Raw genomic sequence first — 18,028 nt, 5'->3', positions numbered from 1 at the left:
ACTCGGCGCAGTCTGACCTGATCGCTCCCAAGGGCTTGAGATCTGAGAATGAGCTCCAGCGAGTCTTGGCCGTGATCACCCCCTCCTCCCCCCTGCTCAGCCAACGCGCGCTCCAACGAGCTCGGCAGGCGATGGGCTGCCTGCCCTTCACCTGGCGTTTCTATCAGGTTCTCGAGGAGGAAGCGCTCAGCAGCACGGGGCTGGTGAGCCGGCCGGATTGGGGGGAACTCTTCTGCTGCCACCCCTTAGCAGCCAGCCGCATTGAAGATCACTTCATCTGGCTGATTCAGCTGGGGGTCCTGCGGCGGGAAGTGGATGGCCAGGGACTCACCGAACGGGTCCGACTCACGCCGATGGGCCGCGATTGCCTAACCGCCTGGCCGGAGGCCATCCCAAGGGCTTCCCTTCCTCAGCGGCTGCATCACTGGCTGAGGCGACACCGACCGAGGCTGTGACGAAAGCAAGTAGCATCTTTATGCTACTGATCAGAGTGATGGGAACAGAAGTCACCTTGCGGCAGGCCGGCGGATCGCTAAGTGCCACGATCCCGGCTGAAATGGCACGCCGGTTTCATCTGTCGCCCGGAGACCGGGTGCAGGCGATCGAAACGGAACAGGGGATCCTGCTCTCGCCCTTTGATCCAGCGGTCGAGGAAGCCCTGGCGCTGGCCAGTGCAGCTGCACGCCAATTTCAGCCAGCCCTGCGAGAGCTGGCCCGTTGAGCAACACAGCGGAACCCCGCTGGGTCCCTAGCGTTGCCGTGCAGGCCATCCACCGGCAGCAAACGCTGGAGCACGGAGGGCTGCAGGGCATCAGAAGCCAGGCCGCCCTGGATGCCGCACTCGCCAGGCCACAGCAACGCTGGAGCTACGGGGAGCTGAGCACCATTCCGCAACTGGCAGCGGCCCACGCGGAAGCCATCGTGCGAGCCCACCCGTTTGTGGATGGCAACAAGCGCAGCGGTTTCCTTGTGGCTGTGGTGTTTCTCGGTCTGAACGGGTTCAGCTTTCAGGGCAGCAATGAGAGCGTGGTGTTAATGATTCAGCGATTGGCAGCTGATGACCTGCCCTGGGAGGAGCTTGAGGCGTGGTTTGCAGGCAACAGCGTGGTCGCACCATGACCATCCCCCCCGCCCTGATGGTTCTGGGCACCAGCAGCGGTGCCGGCAAGTCGTTGATGACGGCTGCCCTCTGCCGGGTGTTGCGGCGCCGCAGTGAAACACCGCTGCCCTTCAAGGGGCAGAACATGAGCAACAACGCCTGGGTGGATCAGGCCGGCGGCGAGATGGCCTATTCCCAGGCCCTGCAAGCCTGGGCGGCGGGGCTCGAACCCCAGTGCGCCATGAACCCGGTGCTGCTCAAACCCCAGGGCGACAGCACCAGTGAGGTGATCCACCTGGGCCAGTCGGTGGGCAGCTGCCGCGCCGAGCACTATTACCGCGACTGGTTTCGCCCCGGCTGGGCCGCGATCCGCAACGGCTTACAGGAGCTGCAGGCGGCCTACCCCGAGGGGCGGCTGGTGTTAGAAGGCGCCGGCAGCCCCGTCGAGGTGAACCTGCAACCGCGCGATCTCACCAACCTGCGCCTGGCCCAATACCTACGCGCCCGCTGCATCCTGGTGGCCGACATCGAGCGCGGCGGAGTCTTTGCCCAGCTGGTCGGCACCCTGGCATTACTCCGGCCGGTGGAGCGTCCGTTGATCCGAGGCCTGCTGATCAACCGCTTCCGGGGCCGGCGTGAACTCTTCGATGAAGGGCGCCGCTGGCTGGAGGCCAACACGGGTATTCCGGTGCTGGGGGTCATGCCTTGGCTGGATGAGCTGTTCCCGCCGGAAGACTCGCTTGATCTGCTGGAGCGACGGGGCCGCAAACGCGGCGCCGAGCTGGAGATCGCCGTGCTCAAGCTGCCCTCCCTCAGCAACTTCTCCGATCTCGATCCCCTGGAAGCCGAGCCCACGGTGCAGCTGCGCTGGGTGGCCCCCGGCGAGGAGCTGGGCAGCCCCGATGCCGTCGTGGTACCCGGCAGCAAACAAACCCTGCGCGATCTCGGCGCTCTGAAGATCAGCACCCTTGGCACGCAAGTGCAGGCCTACGCCGCAGCCGGCGGGGCGGTGTTCGGAATCTGCGGCGGCATGCAAGTGCTCGGCCGCGAGCTCCACGACCCGGAGGGTCTGGAGGGCGCCAGCAACGGTGCGGGCAGCGCTGCAGGACTCAACCTCCTGCCCCTACGCACGGTATTTGGTGGCAGCAAGGCGCTGCGCCAACGCAGCAGCCAGGCACTCTGGCCGCTCTTGGACGCCAGCCGCACACTCTCGATTGAAGGCTTCGAGCTGCACCGCGGCAGCACCACCGCCCTGGAGACATGCCAGCCCCTTTGCACCGATGCGGAGCTGGGCTGGGTGCACGGCTCAGTGGCCGGCACCTACTTGCACGGTGTGTTTGAAAGCGGTCCGTGGCGCAGGCGTTGGCTCAATCAGTTACGAGCTCGCAAAGGGTTGCCGATATTGAGCGAACAGCAACCCCACCACAGCCGTCAGCGCGAAGCACTGCTCGATCGCCTCGCCGATGCCTTCGAGCAGCACGTGAACCTGGAGCCGTTGCTGAAGCCATGAACCAAGAGGTGTTGATTCACTGGCCCAATGGACAGACCAGCCGCTGCACCCCTGGAGCGGATTGGCTGCAAGCAGCGCGCGATGCCGGCTTTTCGATCCCCACAGGCTGCCTCGGCGGCAGCTGCGGCGCCTGCGAACTGGACGTGAACGGCAACACAATCCGAGCCTGCATCGCCAGCGTTCCTGCGGCAGCATCGGGGCAACTCACGGTGGAGCTGGCCACCGATCCCCATTGGTGAGCAACACCACCTCCCACTCCCTGCTACTGGGCAGCTTGCGCTCCCTGGGCGCCGGAGCTACAGGCGGCGCCCTCGCTGCCCTCGTGGTGCTGATCACCCTGAAGCTGCAGGGACAGATCTGGGGCGAAGCCGTGCTTCGGGGTCAACCCAGTCAGCTGCCCCTGGCCTGGTGTCTTCTCTGGGCTGGAGGGATCGGCCTGCTGATCGCCCTGCTGCAACGGCGACAGGCCGGCAGCCGTTTGCCCGAGATGCATGAAACCCTGAGCGAACTGCGCCACCCCAGTGGCCTGCAGACCCGCCATGGCACCAGACAGTTGCTGGGAGGTGCCCTCGCCCTGATCGGAGGCGGTGCCCTTGGGCCGGAGGCTTTGATGACACGATTGGTGGCAGTGGCCAGCCATCGCATTTGGCGCGGCGCTGATCGGAATCTGATCGCCGCTGCCATGGCCGGCAGCCTTGGCCTGTTTCGCTCGCCGCTGGTGGGTGGAGCCGCCTTAGCGGGGCGCCATTGGGAACTTCTCTGGCGTTGGCTCCCCGCCACCCTCGGCGGAATCGCCGGATTTGTGATCTTCGATGGCCTCAGCGACCTTGGCGGTGGGCTCCACGGCGTGCCCTACGACTGGCCGATCGATCAGGAGCAACGGCTCAGTGCCCTGGCCGCCGCGCTGCTCGCCGGGCTGGTCGGCACCATCTGTGGAGTGCTCCTGAAGCACTGGCGTCAGTGGCTGAACGGGCTGGATCTCACCGGGCGCTGCTGGTGGAGTCCGGTGGTGACCGGGCTGGTGCTGGGGCTCTGCCTTTGGGGCCTACCCCTGGCCCCTTTCTCTGGAGAGGTGCAACTGAAGCCTTTGGTGCTGGGGCAATGGCAGCTCAGCCCACTGCTACTGATCGCCTCCGGACTGGTGAAGTTACTGCTGGTGGGTGGCTGCTTGGAGACCGGCTGGCGAGGGGGGCAGTTCTTTCCGGTGATCCTGGCCAGCAGCGCGATCGGCATTGGCTTCCATGAATGGCTGCCATGGATTGGTGGCATGGAGAGCTGGAGCTCAGGAGTGGTGGGCGGCAGCTTGTCGGTGCTGCTGGGATCCCCTCTGCTGGCGCTGCTGCTGGGACTAACCCTGCTCCAGGGCCATGGGGCCGGTGCCCTAGTGATCGGCCTGCTGGTGGGCCAGATGCTGCAGAACAAGCACTGATGGGATTGCTCGCAGGGCTGATCGCCGCGCTGGCCTGGACCTTGGCGAGCAGCCTCTGGCGCGGGCTCACCACCTCTCTCTCGGCACTGCAGCTCAACGGGCTCAAAAACGGAATCGCCACGCTGCTGCTGTTGCCGGTGCTGCTGACCCTGCCCTGGATGCAGGAAAAGCAAGGGTTGATCGTGCTGCTGCTCAGCGGTGGCGTGGGGATCGCCCTTGGCGACAGTTTTTATCTGGCGGCCCTACGCCGCCTCGGCACCCGCCGCACCCTCACGGTCGATGCCCTTTCTCCGATTGCTGCAGCAGTTGGTGGTGTCGTCACCTTGGGAGAGCAGATTTCCGCCCTTGCTTGGTTGGGTGCTGCCCTGGTCACGCTCTCAGTGCTGCTGATCGCCAATCAAAACCCGCCCGATGCCACGGGCCAGGTCGACCGCTCGCAAGCGAGCCAACGGCTCGGGCTGCTCTACGCCATCGCTGCCGTGTTCTGCGGGGTGAGCGGAGCGGCCCTGTCTCGCAGCGTGCTGATCTCAAGCGATCTGAGCCCATTGCAGAGTGCTGCGACCCGTCTGCTGGGAGGCCTGCTGCTGCTGCTCCCCTGGCTACGCATCGGCCCAATCATCCCGCGTCCGCGACCCAAACAGATCCGCTGGCCTCGGGTGCTGCTTGCCACCTTGCTAGGAACCAATCTGGGGATCTTGCTGCAGCAGGTGGTGCTGCAACGCCTGCCCCTGGGGGTGGGGGTGACGCTGCTGGGCACCTCTCCGGTGATGGCCTTGTTGGTCTCCAGACTGGAGGGCGACCATCCCCGTAGCGCCGGGGTGATCGCATCCTTGTTGGCCGTCTCTGGCGTCGCCCTCGCCGTTCTGAGCTGAACCCTCTACGGTCGTGCCACTCAGCACTCCCCTATGAACGCCCGCCGCTGGTTGCTGCTGATCGGTGCGATCGGCGCCCTGATTGCGATGGTCGCCTGGATCGGGGAGATCGATCTGGGCATGGATGAATCCCTCCAACCCCCTGCCGTGCAGCAACCATGAGCGATCAGGCCACTTATTTCGGAGCCAATGGCTGGCTGCTGGAGATCAGCGGCCTACGCGTGCTGGTGGATCCTTGGCTGAAAGGCGATCTGGTGTTTCCTCCAGGGGCTTGGCTGCTTAAGGGTGAACTTCCCCAGGAGATCACAGTCCCGGAAAGCCTCGATCTGCTGCTACTTACCCAGGGCCTGGCGGACCACGCCCACCCCGACACGTTGCAATTACTGCCGAAGACCCTTCCAGTCGTGGCATCGCCAGCGGCAGCTCGGGTCGCCCAGCGACTCGGCTTCAGCTCCATCACCAGCCTGCAACCGGGCGAGCACACGCGTGTTGGAGAGCTCACGGTGCAAGCGACTGCGGGGGCGGCAGTGCCCACCGTGGAGAACGGCTACCTGCTCGATTGGCCCGAGGGGTCGCTGTACCTCGAACCCCACGGCGTACTCGACCCCAAGCTGCCGAAACGATCGATCGACACAGTGATCACTCCGGTGGTGGACTTGGGTCTGCCCCTGCTGGGTGATTTCATCACCGGTGCGAAGGTCCTGCCAGAACTAATGCAGCGATTCCAGCCCGAGCGCGTGCTGGCCAGCACCACCGGCGGCGACGTGCGCTTCAGCGGTCTGATCAGCAGCCTGCTGCAAGGGGGCGAGGGAACCCGCGAAGTGCCGGTGGGGTCTGCGACTTACCCAGTGGTGGTGCCGACTCCAGGCATCGCGATTCCACTCACGCGCTCAGCGGCGGAACAATCAGCGTCTGAGTAAAACGAAACTGAGCTTCCCCCCGCCATGGCTATGCAACAGGTGCTGGAACAGCTCGAGTTCGAAACCCATGGCCAGGGATTCACGCGCCTCGATCCGCATCTGAATCAATGGCTAGCGGACAGCGGCATCGACACCGGGGTTTTGCACCTCACCTGTCTCCACACCAGCTGCAGCCTGACCATCAATGAAAACGCCGACCCGCGAGTACTCGAGGACCTAGCGGCCTGGATGGAGGCCATGGTTCCCCAAGACGGCCATGGCCCAGTGACAGCGAGCGGCCAACGCCATCGCTACCGGCATGACGATGAAGGCCGTGATGACATGCCCGCCCACATCCGCACCGCACTCACGGCCCAGACCATGACCCTGTCGGTGCAAGGCGGCCGCCTGCTGTTGGGGATCTGGCAAGCGGTCTACCTCTGGGAGCATCGCGCCATGCCCCACCGACGTCGGATTGCCTGCCATCTGGTGGGAGAAAGAATCACAGAACGAACAGTCCCTGCCAGCGAAGCCAGCCAAGCCAATCTTTTGCAACGCGGTAATGGCCGCAAACTCAATGAGGTCGTGCTGTCGCGACATCAACCCGATGCCTGGGCCGAGGATGGCGGCATTGAAACGGATGTCGATCTTCTGATCGATCGTCTCCACGAGATCGCCGAGGCGCCGCCGGAATAATTGGTCAATGCAAACCAGGACTGATCAGACAGGGCTTCGCTTTACCTGGTGGGCAGGCTCACTCTGTAGATCACATCCTCAGCGGGCTTCCACTGAACAAGATGCCGATAGTCGATCTTGTTGCGATCGAGACAATCCCAGATATCACGACCACTCAATATTGCCATCGACCAATGATCACCTTCGCTTTTCATTTTCCTTCGATTCTCATCCTTCCATTCCAGCCAATCCACCTCTGGATAGGAAGAGACTGACTCGCTGAGAATGACGACGGTAAAAATCATTTCTGTCTTCCTATCAGGTTGGTACATGTCCTGCCCGGAGATGCCTTGGTCCTTTTTTGCTAGTGCGGATGCCTGTGGTGAGCATCGCTCACATGGGGGTGTGCATGGGCGGTTGGGGAATGGTCGTGTTCATGGGCATGCCAGAAGGGTTGATTGATGTCGATACCGTCGAGCTGCTGCGGGTTGTGCTCGTGCTCGTGGTGGAAATTGCCAGCTACTGGGTCATGGCGGTGGCGATGATCATGGCGCAACGCATGATGGTGATGGCAGTGGCTGTGCTCTTCCCTCAGCAACAGAACGACGCCCGACCCCATCAATCCGGCGGCAACACTTAGGTTCAGCGTGAAGGAATCACGCAGGACCACCAGCGCAAACAAGCCGCCCACAAAAGGCGCGGTGGAGAAGATCACGGCTTCTCGCGCTGCACCCAGATCCCGCAGCGCCAGAAGATCCAGCCAGATCGAGAGGCCGTAGCCCAGTGCACCGACCAGCAGCAAGCCAGCGCAGTCGGTGGCAGGCGGGAAGGGATGCCCCAGGACCAGGGCAAGAACGAGCATGGGCAACGATGCACCCAGAGCCTTGACGGTGGCAATCTGAATCGGATCGCGGAGGCTCAGGCGTTGGCTGAGGTTGTTGTCGATCCCCCAGGCCAGGGTCGCTAGAGCGATCAGTGCAGTCCCGGCGGCATTGGCGCCTCCGAGTGATCCATCCGAAAGAACGATGGCGCCAGCGATAGTGAGCGCTGCGGCAGCGGCGCCGCGTTTACCGAGATGTTCACGCCCCACCAGAACAGCAATGGCCAGGGTGAAGACGGTCTCAAGGTTGAGCAGCAATGAACTCGATGCAGCTGGTAAGCGCGCGAGGCCGAGCACCAGGGCAACGGGCCCGACGATCCCTCCCAGAAGGATCACCCCGGCCAAGGCTGGCGCGTCGTGCCTTTGCAGGGGGCTTTCATCCTTGGCTCGGCGTTTCATCAGCCGAACCATCGCCAGAGCCAGAGTCGCTCCTGCGTAGAGCAACCCGGCAATGCTCAGGGCCGAACCGCTGTCCGTGAACGTACTGATCAGTGGTGCACTGCAGCCGAACAACACGGCCGCAGCGAAACCAGAGAGTTGACCGCGTCTCAAGGATGTCATCAGTGTCATCGGGATGCTGAATCTTGCTCAGTTCTGGCTTGTGCCTCGGGAGGCAGCCAATGCGTTGCGCAACATCTGGGTGTTACCTCTCAGGAGCACATCACCTTGTCGAACGCCCTGATGGATTTCCGTTTGCCCCACAGTTTGCTGGGCCACCACCACAGCAACCTGTTCCACAGTTCCCCGTTGATAGCGGAAGACCACGGGTGAGCCATTGATGAGGGCAATGGAATCCTGCGGAACGATGAACCGTTGCTCAGAGGATGGGATCTGCACAAAGGCCGTGATCGCTGTTCCGATCGGTGGGAGTCGACCATCAACGGATTGAGCGCGGAGCAGCATCACGCGACCGGAAGTTTGCGCATCAGGTGCCATAGCGATGACCCGTGCCTGCAGTGTCTGAGCTCCCGCTCGAACCCGCAGCAGCTCTCCAGTCCTGAGGTTCGTGGCAAGTCCCGGAGACACGAGGAAGCGGAGCTCACTCCCTGAGTCATCACTGATCTGGGCCACGACTTCACCCACAGACAGAACGGCACCGGGTGAGGTGCTCACAGCACTGACCTGGCCGGCAATTGGACTGCGAATCAACAGACGCCCTGAGGCATCTGGCCTCCCCAGCGCTGCAGCCTTGGCAGCAGCCAACCTTGCTGTCGTCGCGGCTGTCACGCTGGCGATACGGCGGCTTTCCAGTTCCTGGGCTGAGAGGGCTCCCTGCCGCGCCATGGGTTCGGCAAGGCGATACTGGTAGGCAAGCGAGAGCGCCGTGGCCTTGGCGGCATCGGCATCGGCGCGCACAGCAGCCGCATCAGCACTTCGCACTTCTGCAATCGGTTCGCCGGCACGCACAGTGGTGCCTGGAGACACCATCAGGCGCAGAACACGGCCCGCCACAGGCATCCCCACGCTGGAGCGTGACGACGTCGCCGCTTCAACAAAGCCGGTGATCGGCCGTTCCGTACCCGTACTCAACTCCGGGCGAACGGTGGTCAGTCCCAAGCGCCGCAGCTGCTCTTCGCTGAGGGCAACGCTGCGATTGTCATCAGCACGGTCCATCGCCGCTGCTGACAGCGAAGGGTTCACTCGGCTGGTTTGGCGACCCACGCCGATGCCAACCAGCAGGGATGCGGCGATCGCCAGCGGAAGCAGCACGCGGGACTGGCGCAGGTGATGCCGGAGTTGCTTGGGGCTGAGGTTCATGACGTGACAGAGACAAGAGACGACGCCGAACCGTCGCGGGCAGGCAACAGCCAGCGGCCAAAGCGGGCATAGAGGGTGGCAGTGGACTGGGGCTGGCCATCGCGCAAGCCATCGCCTACCGCCATCGCGCAGAGATCCAGATGCAATCCAGAGCTGGATGCGGCAGTTGCTTCTCTCTGATGATTCCGGCGTCCGAGCCACCCCCTCATTGACTCTCCACTGGCTGGAGTTTTTACGTTGGAGGCAGTCGCCGATCTCCTATGCCTGTGTTGATGACTCCAGTCGCCGCCATGCCTGTGCCTGTGGTGGTTTCTGCCTATCGCTCCCCCAGCTGTGGCTGCTGCAAAGGCTGGCTGGAGCACCTCCGAAAAGCCGGCTTCACGGTGAAGGACTACGTGACGAGCGACCTCGCGAGCGTCAAACAGCGCTACGGCGTCCCCTCGCTGCTGCAGTCCTGTCACACCGCCCGAATTGGCGGTTACACCGTTGAGGGGCACATTCCGGTATCGACAATTCAGCGGCTGCTGAAGGAACGACCGCAGGTAGCTGGGATTGCTGTACCCGGCATGCCGCTCGGATCGCCCGGCATGGAATCACCGTCCAAGAAGGAGAGCTACACGGTGTTCACGTTCACCGAATCCGGCCGAACCCAAGCCTTCCAGACGGTGAAGGGTGATGGCTGAGCCGGCACTCAGTGCCGTGCGCCTCTACCGGATGGAGACGCCCGAGCATGCCTGTCCGTGGGGGCAGCGTGCGCTTCAGCTCCTGCGCGCCGAAGGGATTCCATTTGAGGATTATCCTCTGCGCAGCCAGGCAGAGGTGGAAGCCTTCAAGCATGCCCATGGTGTCACCACCACGCCGCAGGTGTTTGCCGGCGCGGAGCGGATTGGTGGCTACACCGAGCTGGCGAAACGGCTTGGTGTCACCGCCGAAACAGCAGAGGAGTCCTACGCGCCGGTGATCGCTGTGTTCCTCAGCGCTCTGTTGATCAACCTGGCACTGGGAGGCGGAATCCGGAGCTTCATGGGCCTGACGATCTGCCTGTTGGCGATGCTCAAGCTGATGGATGTTGCGGCATTCGCAGCAAGCTTCAGCAAATACGACCTGTTTACGCAGCGTTGGCCGGCCTGGGGAAAGCTCTATCCAAGTGTGGAGCTCTTGGTGGGGCTTGGAATGCTGCAATCAGCGGAACGTATAGGCCTGGAAGCGGTGATTGGCGTGACAGCACTCCTTCTCGGCGCGATGGGCATGGTGTCTGTGGGCAAAGCCGTGTTCGTGGATCACCTGGCCCTGAACTGTGCCTGTGTGGGCGGCAACTCACGCACTCCGCTCGGGGTGGTGAGCTTCGCTGAGAATCTGATCATGGGGCTGATGGGCCTGGCGATGTTGATCCAGGCAGTGATGGTTCAGGCATCGGGGAGTGGGCTTTGATGAACCGCCGTTCCTTTCTCGCCCTGGCAGCCGGTGGCGCTGCGGTGGCCTCAGCCACGGCTCTCCGTTCTGGCTGGAGCGCAGGTCCGCGCCGAAACATCAGTTCGGCGACAACATCGGTGGTGCGCTCCAAGGCGGGTGTGCTGGAGCTGGATCTGGTGGCACAGGAAACGGCCATTCGCATCCCTGGCACATCAGGGCGGGCGCTCACCTACAACGGCTTACTCCCCGGCCCCCAGATTGAGCTGCAGCCTGGTGATGCGGTGCGGATCCATCTGCACAACCGCCTGAATCAGCCAACGAATCTGCACTACCACGGCCTGCACATTCCACCAGATGGAACAGCCGACAATGTGTTCCTGAGGGTGGCTCCTGGCCAGCAGCAGAGCTACAGCTTCAGTTTGCCGGCTAATCACCCGGCTGGGTTGTTCCACTACCACCCCCATCACCATGGAACTGTCGCTGACCAGGTCTTTGGTGGTCTGGGTGGCGCGCTGCTGGTGAGAGGAGATCTCGATCGCAACCCTGAAGTGCAGGCTGCCCAGGAGGAAGTTCTGGTGCTCAAGGATCTTCCGGCCGCCAACGAGCGCTCCGGCTCTGGAGTGATGCTTGGGCGCGAAGGCTCGGTTCTGAGCGTGAACGGCCAGGTGAACCCCGAGCTGCAGGTTGCAGCCGGCGGCCTGCTGCGGCTGCGCCTCCTCAACGCCTCCAATGCCCGCTTCTGGCGACTGGCGCTGGAAGGACACACCATGCATCTGATCGCCACCGATGGTGGTGCCCTGGAGGAACCGGTGCCGCTGCAGGAGTTACTGCTGGTGCCTGGAGAACGCGCCGATGTGTTGGTGCAGGTAACTCCCAAGGGTGGTCGGTTTCGGTTGAACAGGCTCCCCTACAGGCGTCTGGGCCGACCAGGGATGGGCGGCATGGGCATGGGGAGAGCGGGTTCTAGTCAGGGACAAGCTGACGTCATCGCAACGGTGACCACCATTGGGGCTGTCGCGCCGCAGCCCCTGCCGCAGCAGCTCTTAGCGGTGGAGGAGCTCCCCAGCCCGGTGCGCACGCGCAGGTTTGTGATGAATCACGGCATGGCGCCAGGAATGGGCATGGCCTTTCTGCTCAACGGACAGAGCTACAACCATGCGCGCATCGACACACGCGTGCAATTGGGAGACACAGAGGACTGGGAGCTGGTGAACACAGGCGTGATGGATCACCCCTTCCATCTGCATGTGAATCCGATGCAGGTGGTCAGCCGCAATGACAGGCCTGAGGCCTACCGGGCCTGGCGCGATGTGGTGCTCGTGCGCCCTGGAGAAACCGTGCGCGTGCGGACCCGCTTCAGCGACTTTGCAGGCAAAAGCGTTTATCACTGCCACATCCTCGATCACGAGGAGCTCGGCATGATGGGCAACATCCTGATCGAAGGCTGACAACTGCGCTGCTCGCACAACTCATCAACGTCCGCCGCAAGGCTCCCAGCTGTTCAGCATCGTGTTGAGTTCGACTTCCAGGGTCTGCAGTTCGTTCACACGCTGCTGAATCTCGGTGAGCTTTCCTCGGATCGATGCCTGGAGATCGTTGCAGGAGCAAGTGCCGGATCGCCGCGCACTGAGCACAGTTCCCACTGTCGCCAGCGGCAGATCCATAGCTCGCAGACGACGGATCAGGGCGAGCTCGGCAAACACCGAGTCGTCGAACAGGCGGTAGCGCCCATCAGAGCGCGTCACCGTCTTGAGCAGGCCCTGGTCGCAGTAGAAGCGGATTGTTTTAACCGAAACACCGCTGCGCTCGGCCACAGCACCAATCTTGAGCAACGCGCCAGCAGCGGTCACGGGGATTGACTCTCCCGCAAGAGGAGACTCAAAAATACCTCCATTCGCACTGTTCGACTTGCGTCGTCTACTTCCCCTGGTTGCCTTCGCCTCCCTCTGGCTGCCGGCCGGGGCCGTGGCACAGCCAGCGATGGATCACTCAGGTCACGATCACAACCACGACCACCATCAACCGCAACCGAGCCAGCTGCAGCACCAAGGGCATGACCATTCGGTGGGCCCTGGAGGCAGTACCTACGACCTGCGCTGGATCGACGCCATGGTGCAGCACCACACCGGTGCGCTGCGCATGAGTGAATTCGTATTCAACATCGGTTCACCGGGAGTGGGAGCCCTGGCCAACAGCATCTGGGATGAGCAGGCCAATGAAATCAAGGCGATGCGGCAGTGGCGCAAGGCCTGGTATCCACAGGCGCCCGTTTACCCGGTGATGCTGCCTCCCGGCGGCAATCCCAACAGCCTGGAAGCCCTTCGACGCATGAGCACCGCGCAGATCAGCGCAATGCAGATGAGCGGATCAGCCCCAAGCCCTGCCACCCGGGTGAACTGGTTTCTGGAGGGGATGATTCAGCACCACGGCGGTGCGCTGGAGATGGCCCACGATGCCCTGAGAAAATCCACCAACATCACAATCCTGCGGCTGGCCCGCGAGATCATCGTGGCCCAGCGCAGCGAAATCATCGAACTGCGCCGCATGCTCCAGCGTGACGGTCTCAACAAGCCGGCCTACTACAAGTACGACGCTCTCTTTTCGCTGTGATCACCACATTCCCCACTTTTCTCCAGCGTTCCATCGCAGCTGTGATGCTGCTCAGCGCCACGCTGCTTCAGCCTCAAGACAGCTGGGCCCACTCCAAGGGGCTCTACTCGACCAGAGCTGAGGCCGAGCAACGGGCCAAGCAGCTCGGCTGTGATGGGGTCCACGACAACAACGGCCGCTGGATGCCCTGCAGCGATGAAGCAATGCTGCACAAAGAGCTGCGCAAGGAGTGACTCCCATCTCCCGCTCCCTGCAACACCGGGCTCGACGGCTGCATCGGCTGCTCGTTCCTCTGGCAGCGTTACCGCTGTTGCTCACCGCCGCAAGCGGCTCGCTCTACAGCTTCTTGTTGGAGCAGGGAATTGACGCCTTTTGGCTGATCAAGGTTCACACCGGCCGCTTCGGGCCAGTGAATCTGCAGCCCTACTACTCCATACTGCTGGGCATCTCCACCCTGGTGGTGATCATCTCCGGGTTAGGGCTCTTGTTGTCCCGAGCTAAACGCGTGTAGAGAACCTCACCATTGGCTCTAGGCGCTGGCTTTGGGGTTATGTTGAGATCGCTCGCTAGCACTAACTTTCCAACTCTTCGGGCGGAAAGGAAGCCGAAAAAGTTCAAGCACAGCATCCGTCACCCGATGGATGTGTCAGTCGATCAGGGTTGGATCGTTAGCCTGATGGAAAGCCAGACGGCGCAAGGGGTTTGTCCTGAGGCCGCCTGGTGCCGCGTTTGGGCCTCTAGGACTCTCCAGGCAACCTTGGCGACTTTGTGGGTCCCTAAGGCCGTGAAGTGCACTACCCCCGCTGGCCCGGCGCCCGGGAGATTGCAGAGCTGTTTAGGTGTTTCCATACCAGAGGCAGCACCACGCGGCTGCGAGTGCGGTCCTCCCAGATGCTGGTGAGCTGAATCAGCCGATGGAATTGCGCTTGCACGTCCCGATTTCGCGCATGCTCAAGCTTTTGCCGTGCTCCGTCCTGATGCTCAGCGGGCGAATCTCACACCAAGTGCTACCGGGGTGTCATGCGCCAAACAGGCGCCAAACAGAGAAGCGGAGTTCACCAGGATGGATCCGAGCCCTTGCCCAAGCTGCGCCAGCCACAAAAAAACCCAGGCAAAACCTGGGTTCTCTGGATGGAGCCAAGGAGACTCGAACTCCTGACCCCCTGCATGCCATGCAGGTGCTCTACCAGCTGAGCTATGGCCCCAATGACGTCGGTTAAGCCCTTAGACCTGTCCATTCGTCGTGTCGAAGCTTACACCGCCGCAGGCCAGACCCCGTGACCTGGACGGACAAGGCCTAAACCTGGCGCCAGACCGCCATGAGCTTGCCCTGCACCTGCACCTGATCGGCTGGCAGCTCAATCGGCTCATAGGCGGCATTCGCTGCCTCGAGACGCACCATGCCGCCATCACGATGGAAATGCTTGAGGGTGGTGCCGCTACCAGGCACCAAGGCGCTCACGATGGTCCCCTGCCGCAACCTGCCGGGATCGGTCACGGGCTCCATCAGCACGACATCACCGTCGGCGATGTGCGCCTCGACCATCGAATCGCCGTTCACCGTGAGGGCAAACAGTCCACGGGTTTCCAGCAGCGGCGCCAGGTCGAGTCGCTCTTGCACATCATCGAAGGTTTCCACTAACCCACCGGCCGCCACGGCCCCCAGCACCGGAATACCGGAGGCCATGCCTCCGAGCAGTTGCAGTGTGCGCGCCTGACCCTCCTGCCAGGTGATCCATCCCTTCTGCTGCAAATGACGCAGGCGACTCTGCACAGGAGCGGGAGATCGCAACCCCATGGCCTGCATCATCTGGCGAATGGAGGGGCTGTGATGGTGACTGCCGATGTAATCAGCGAGCCAGTCGTAAAGCTCCTGCTGAGCAGATGTGAGGGGCTCGGGGGATCCAGTGGGCACCGGCAAGACAAATGGTCGTCAATACATTTGTACCGGCGCCCTGGTTGTTTGACAAGCCCCTCAAGGGATCAAGGGCTCAGAGGCCGCCCATCAAAGCCACCAGCAACGCTTGCTGCGCATGCAGGCGATTTTCCGCCTGATCAAAGATGCGGCTCGCCTCACCCTCCATCACCCCGGCGCTGATCTCTTCACCGCGGTGAGCAGGCAGGCAATGAAGCACGATCGCGCGGGCATCCGCCTCCGCCAGCAGGTCTTCATTGAGACAGAAGCCCTGGAAGGCGCGCTCCCGTTCCGCCTGTTCTTGTTCCTGCCCCATGGACGCCCACACATCGGTGTAAAGCGCCTGAGCTCCGCGCACCGCAGCGACGGGATCGCTGGTGACGCTGATCTCCGCGCCATCCACCGCCAGCGCCCTGGCCTGGTCAAGCACACCAGGCAGCGGCTCGAATCCCTCAGGGCAACCGATCCGCACGTTCACGCCCAGGAGCGCACCGCAGAGCATCAGGGAATGGGCCACATTGTTGCCATCGCCCACATAGGCGAGGGTCTGTCCTTTCAGATCGCCAAAGGCTTCCTGCATGGTGAGGAAATCCGCCAGGGCTTGGCAGGGATGCTCCAGATCGGTGAGCGCATTGATCACCGGAATCGAAGCCCAATAGGCGTAATCCACCAACTCCTGCTGAGCGAAGGTGCGGATCGCCAGCACATCGCAGAAGCGGCTGAGCACCCGCGCCGTGTCTTCCAACGGTTCGCCGCGGCCCAGCTGCGTCACCTGGGGATTGAGATCCACGGTCTGGCCGCCGAGGCGGGCCATCGCCACTTGAAAACTCACCCGAGTGCGGGTGGAGGCCTTGGTGAAGATCAGCCCCAGCACCCGGTTGCCTAGGTCAATACGACGGTCACCAGTCTTGAGCTGAAGAGCCAGCTGAAGAAGGGCTGCGGTCTGCTCGGCCGTCGCATCGGCCGACGAGAGGAAGTCACGGCCGCTCAGGGGCGAGAGAACAGAGGCGACACCCTGAGCGGAGGCAACCATGACTGGGTTTCAAAGGAGCTTTATCGGGGATCAGAGCCCCTTTCGTCAAGTGTCAGGCGCTAGCCGCAGCGGATTCAGGCAACACGCTGGCGGCCAGCATCTCCTTGAGCTCGTCGCCCTCGATCACCTCTTTTTCGAGGATCTTCTGGGCAATGGTCTCGAGCAGGGCCATGTTCTGACGCAGGATCGCCAGGGCGGTGTCGTGGGCGTTGTCCACGAGGGCCCGCACTTCCTTATCGATGGCCTGGGCGGTGGCATCACTCACCGTGCGGCGTGGATTGTTGCCGCCGCCGAGGAAGCGACCACCACCCTGCTTGTCGTAGGCCAGAGGGCCGAGGGTGTCACTCATGCCATAGGTGCCGACCATTTGTTCGGCAATGTCGGTGGCGCGCTGCAGATCGTTGGCTGCACCCGTGGTGATCTTGCCGAAGACGATTTCCTCTGCTGAACGCCCTCCCAGCAGCGTGGCGATCTGACCCTCGAGATCTTCGCGGGAATTGAGGAAGCGCTCTTCGGTCGGGAGCTGCAGGGTGTAGCCCAGGGCGCTCATCCCGCGGGGCACGATCGAGATCTTCGCCACCTTGCTGCCTCCAGGCATCAGGTGACCGACGATCGCGTGGCCGACCTCGTGATACGCCACCACCTTCTTCTCATCAGCCTGAAGCACACGGCTCTTCTTCTCAAGGCCGGCCACCACGCGCTCGATCGCCTCGCCGAGATCCTCCTGCTCCACCTTGGTGCGCTTGGCACGGGCCGCCAGCAGTGCCGCCTCATTCACCAGGTTGGCAAGGTCGGCGCCGGCAAAACCACTGGTGGCCTGGGCAATGCCATCGAGATCCACCCCATCAGCGAGCTTCACTTTTTTGGCATAGATCTCAAGAATCGTCTTGCGTCCAGACAGGTCCGGACGATCCACCAGCACCTGCCGATCGAAGCGGCCAGGACGCAGCAGGGCGGCATCGAGCACTTCGGGCTGGTTCGTGGCCGCCAGCACAATCACGGGCTTGTCCTTGGAAGCAAAGCCGTCCATTTCGGTGAGCAGCTGATTGAGGGTCTGCTCGCGTTCGTCATTACCGCCGACCACACCCATCGAACCGGAACGGCTCTTACCGATGGCATCGAGCTCGTCGATGAAGATGATGCAGGGAGCATTTTTCTTGGCCTGCTCGAACAGATCGCGGACCCGGGCGGCACCGGCACCCACGAACAACTCGACGAATTCCGAGCCGCTGATGATGAAGAAGGGAACGCCTGCTTCACCGGCGACAGCCTTGGATAGAAGGGTCTTGCCGGTGCCTGGAGGCCCCACCAACAGCACACCTTTGGGAATGCGAGCGCCGATCTCGGCGTAACGCTCTGGAGTCTTGAGGAAATCAACGATCTCTGTCAGTTCGTCCTTGGCCTCATCAACACCAGCCACATCATTGAAGGTCACCCGGGATTGCTCATCGGGCACATACACCTTGGCCTTGCTCTTGGTGAAGTTCAGGGCACCTTGAGCACCACCACCACCCATGGAGCGGCGGGCGAAGAACTGAAGCACCAGGATGAAGATCAGCGGTGGGACAACCCAGCTGAGGATCGTGGTGAAGATATTGGGCTTCTTGGGTGGAGCGGCTGCGAACTCGACCCCATTGCTCTCCAGGCGCTGGGGCAGATCCATGTCGAAGATCGGCGTGGTGGCCAGCACGGCCGGAGCACCCTCCTCGGGGTTGGCCAACTCGTAGCGGATCTGATCCTGGGTGATGAACGCGCGTTTCACGGCACCGTCATTCACCTGATCAATGAACAGGGAGTACGGCACGCGAGGCACCTGCATACCGGGATTGGGAATGAAGCTGCTGAACAGCAACAGCACCCCAAAACCGATCAACACAAGGTTGATGATCCCGAAGCGCCGGTTGGGTCGGTTGTCGTCCTCGCGGATCGGCATGA

Annotated in this window: 24 protein-coding genes and 1 tRNA gene; 17 read left to right on the top strand and 8 right to left on the bottom strand. The window is 62.6% G+C overall.

Annotated elements, in window-relative coordinates:
- The first annotated feature begins 71 nt into the window (after positions 1 to 71).
- The 10 genes from CWE16_RS11660 to CWE16_RS11620 are packed head-to-tail and all read left to right on the top strand — an operon-like array spanning position 72 to position 6,505.
- The gene (locus CWE16_RS11660; protein ID WP_131595591.1) at positions 72 to 455 is read left to right on the top strand and encodes an Npun_F0494 family protein; all 384 of its coding nucleotides are present in this window, start codon (positions 72 to 74) and stop codon (positions 453 to 455) included.
- A 20-nt stretch (positions 456 to 475) separates the two neighbouring features.
- The gene (locus tag CWE16_RS11655; RefSeq protein ID WP_161567592.1) at positions 476 to 721 is read left to right on the top strand and encodes an AbrB/MazE/SpoVT family DNA-binding domain-containing protein; all 246 of its coding nucleotides are present in this window, start codon (positions 476 to 478) and stop codon (positions 719 to 721) included.
- Complete coding sequence (locus CWE16_RS11650; RefSeq protein ID WP_161567591.1) at positions 718 to 1,119, top strand: type II toxin-antitoxin system death-on-curing family toxin; 402 nt, start codon at positions 718 to 720, stop codon at positions 1,117 to 1,119. Before CWE16_RS11655 ends, CWE16_RS11650 begins: the two co-directional genes overlap by 4 nt.
- Entirely contained in the window at positions 1,116 to 2,609 is a 1,494-nt protein-coding gene (locus tag CWE16_RS11645; RefSeq protein ID WP_443081615.1) for a cobyric acid synthase, read from the top strand. Before CWE16_RS11650 ends, CWE16_RS11645 begins: the two co-directional genes overlap by 4 nt.
- Positions 2,606 to 2,848 carry a 2Fe-2S iron-sulfur cluster-binding protein gene (locus CWE16_RS11640; protein ID WP_131456310.1) on the top strand — a complete coding sequence of 81 codons (243 nt, stop codon included), beginning with the start codon at positions 2,606 to 2,608 and terminating at the stop codon, positions 2,846 to 2,848. The genes CWE16_RS11645 and CWE16_RS11640 overlap by 4 nt, the downstream gene beginning before the upstream one ends.
- Positions 2,845 to 4,038, top strand: coding sequence for a chloride channel protein (locus CWE16_RS11635; protein WP_236629723.1), 1,194 nt, complete (start codon positions 2,845 to 2,847; stop codon positions 4,036 to 4,038). The genes CWE16_RS11640 and CWE16_RS11635 overlap by 4 nt, the downstream gene beginning before the upstream one ends.
- On the top strand, positions 4,038 to 4,910 hold the full coding sequence (locus CWE16_RS11630) for a DMT family transporter (protein WP_131595585.1): 873 nt from the start codon (positions 4,038 to 4,040) through the stop codon (positions 4,908 to 4,910). The genes CWE16_RS11635 and CWE16_RS11630 overlap by 1 nt, the downstream gene beginning before the upstream one ends.
- A gap of 33 nt (positions 4,911 to 4,943) precedes the next feature.
- Entirely contained in the window at positions 4,944 to 5,072 is a 129-nt protein-coding gene (locus tag CWE16_RS12380; RefSeq protein ID WP_255417772.1) for a hypothetical protein, read from the top strand.
- Positions 5,069 to 5,830 carry an MBL fold metallo-hydrolase gene (locus tag CWE16_RS11625; RefSeq protein WP_131595583.1) on the top strand — a complete coding sequence of 254 codons (762 nt, stop codon included), beginning with the start codon at positions 5,069 to 5,071 and terminating at the stop codon, positions 5,828 to 5,830. Before CWE16_RS12380 ends, CWE16_RS11625 begins: the two co-directional genes overlap by 4 nt.
- A gap of 24 nt (positions 5,831 to 5,854) precedes the next feature.
- The gene (locus CWE16_RS11620) at positions 5,855 to 6,505 is read left to right on the top strand and encodes a secondary thiamine-phosphate synthase enzyme YjbQ (protein ID WP_131595581.1); all 651 of its coding nucleotides are present in this window, start codon (positions 5,855 to 5,857) and stop codon (positions 6,503 to 6,505) included.
- A gap of 343 nt (positions 6,506 to 6,848) precedes the next feature.
- Here the strand turns inward: CWE16_RS11620 and CWE16_RS11610 are convergent, their stop codons facing one another.
- From CWE16_RS11610 to CWE16_RS12055, 3 genes are read right to left on the bottom strand one after another with little or no spacing between them, the layout of a single operon-like run.
- Entirely contained in the window at positions 6,849 to 7,925 is a 1,077-nt protein-coding gene (locus tag CWE16_RS11610; RefSeq protein ID WP_236629722.1) for a DMT family transporter, read from the bottom strand.
- Between the two features lie 27 nt (positions 7,926 to 7,952).
- Positions 7,953 to 9,122 (bottom strand): efflux RND transporter periplasmic adaptor subunit, encoded by a 1,170-nt coding sequence (locus tag CWE16_RS11605; protein WP_131595575.1) that lies wholly within the window; start codon positions 9,120 to 9,122, stop codon positions 7,953 to 7,955.
- Positions 9,119 to 9,268 carry a hypothetical protein gene (locus tag CWE16_RS12055; RefSeq protein WP_161567590.1) on the bottom strand — a complete coding sequence of 50 codons (150 nt, stop codon included), beginning with the start codon at positions 9,266 to 9,268 and terminating at the stop codon, positions 9,119 to 9,121. Before CWE16_RS12055 ends, CWE16_RS11605 begins: the two co-directional genes overlap by 4 nt.
- Between CWE16_RS12055 and CWE16_RS12430 the strand changes: the two genes are divergently transcribed.
- The 4 genes from CWE16_RS12430 to CWE16_RS11585 are packed head-to-tail and all read left to right on the top strand — an operon-like array spanning position 9,209 to position 11,983.
- Positions 9,209 to 9,334: a hypothetical protein gene (locus CWE16_RS12430; RefSeq protein ID WP_330848562.1), complete on the top strand. Its 126-nt coding sequence runs from the start codon at positions 9,209 to 9,211 to the stop codon at positions 9,332 to 9,334. The two genes, CWE16_RS12055 and CWE16_RS12430, sit on opposite strands and share 60 nt — an antisense overlap.
- Positions 9,335 to 9,394: 60 nt before the next feature.
- Positions 9,395 to 9,805, top strand: coding sequence for a DUF411 domain-containing protein (locus CWE16_RS11595; RefSeq protein WP_236629721.1), 411 nt, complete (start codon positions 9,395 to 9,397; stop codon positions 9,803 to 9,805).
- Positions 9,798 to 10,553, top strand: coding sequence for a MauE/DoxX family redox-associated membrane protein (locus CWE16_RS11590; RefSeq protein ID WP_131595571.1), 756 nt, complete (start codon positions 9,798 to 9,800; stop codon positions 10,551 to 10,553). The genes CWE16_RS11595 and CWE16_RS11590 overlap by 8 nt, the downstream gene beginning before the upstream one ends.
- On the top strand, positions 10,553 to 11,983 hold the full coding sequence (locus CWE16_RS11585) for a multicopper oxidase family protein (protein ID WP_131595569.1): 1,431 nt from the start codon (positions 10,553 to 10,555) through the stop codon (positions 11,981 to 11,983). Before CWE16_RS11590 ends, CWE16_RS11585 begins: the two co-directional genes overlap by 1 nt.
- 24 nt (positions 11,984 to 12,007) lie before the next feature.
- On the opposite strand, the gene CWE16_RS11580 is transcribed toward CWE16_RS11585, so the two are convergent.
- Positions 12,008 to 12,385, bottom strand: coding sequence for a MerR family transcriptional regulator (locus tag CWE16_RS11580; protein WP_236629720.1), 378 nt, complete (start codon positions 12,383 to 12,385; stop codon positions 12,008 to 12,010).
- A 58-nt stretch (positions 12,386 to 12,443) separates the two neighbouring features.
- On the opposite strand from CWE16_RS11580, the gene CWE16_RS11575 reads away from it, so the two are divergent.
- Genes CWE16_RS11575 through CWE16_RS11565 form a run of 3 tightly spaced genes read left to right on the top strand, consistent with a single transcriptional unit; the run spans position 12,444 to position 13,656 of the window.
- The gene (locus CWE16_RS11575) at positions 12,444 to 13,145 is read left to right on the top strand and encodes a DUF305 domain-containing protein (protein ID WP_443081614.1); all 702 of its coding nucleotides are present in this window, start codon (positions 12,444 to 12,446) and stop codon (positions 13,143 to 13,145) included.
- A gap of 44 nt (positions 13,146 to 13,189) precedes the next feature.
- Complete coding sequence (locus CWE16_RS11570; RefSeq protein WP_131595565.1) at positions 13,190 to 13,378, top strand: DUF3721 domain-containing protein; 189 nt, start codon at positions 13,190 to 13,192, stop codon at positions 13,376 to 13,378.
- A gap of 5 nt (positions 13,379 to 13,383) precedes the next feature.
- A complete protein-coding gene (locus CWE16_RS11565; RefSeq protein ID WP_131595637.1) occupies positions 13,384 to 13,656 on the top strand; it encodes a hypothetical protein in 273 nt (90 codons plus the stop codon).
- 621 nt (positions 13,657 to 14,277) lie between these two features.
- Here the strand turns inward: CWE16_RS11565 and CWE16_RS11560 are convergent.
- The 4 genes from CWE16_RS11560 to ftsH form a co-directional block, all read right to left on the bottom strand.
- Positions 14,278 to 14,350, bottom strand: a tRNA-Ala gene (locus CWE16_RS11560).
- A gap of 92 nt (positions 14,351 to 14,442) precedes the next feature.
- A complete protein-coding gene (lexA, locus tag CWE16_RS11555) occupies positions 14,443 to 15,066 on the bottom strand; it encodes a transcriptional repressor LexA (RefSeq protein WP_131595563.1) in 624 nt (207 codons plus the stop codon).
- Between the two features lie 70 nt (positions 15,067 to 15,136).
- Positions 15,137 to 16,093 (bottom strand): ornithine carbamoyltransferase, encoded by a 957-nt coding sequence (argF, locus tag CWE16_RS11550; protein WP_131595561.1) that lies wholly within the window; start codon positions 16,091 to 16,093, stop codon positions 15,137 to 15,139.
- 52 nt (positions 16,094 to 16,145) lie between these two features.
- Positions 16,146 to 18,026 carry an ATP-dependent zinc metalloprotease FtsH gene (ftsH, locus tag CWE16_RS11545; RefSeq protein ID WP_131456280.1) on the bottom strand — a complete coding sequence of 627 codons (1,881 nt, stop codon included), beginning with the start codon at positions 18,024 to 18,026 and terminating at the stop codon, positions 16,146 to 16,148.
- Between the last annotated feature and the right edge of the window lie 2 nt (positions 18,027 to 18,028).

This window comes from Synechococcus sp. BS55D (assembly GCF_004332415.1).
GTDB lineage: Bacteria > Cyanobacteriota > Cyanobacteriia > PCC-6307 > Cyanobiaceae > Synechococcus_C.
The sequence above is the reverse complement of the archived record's forward strand: the minus strand, read 5'-3'. Positions and strand labels throughout refer to the sequence as shown.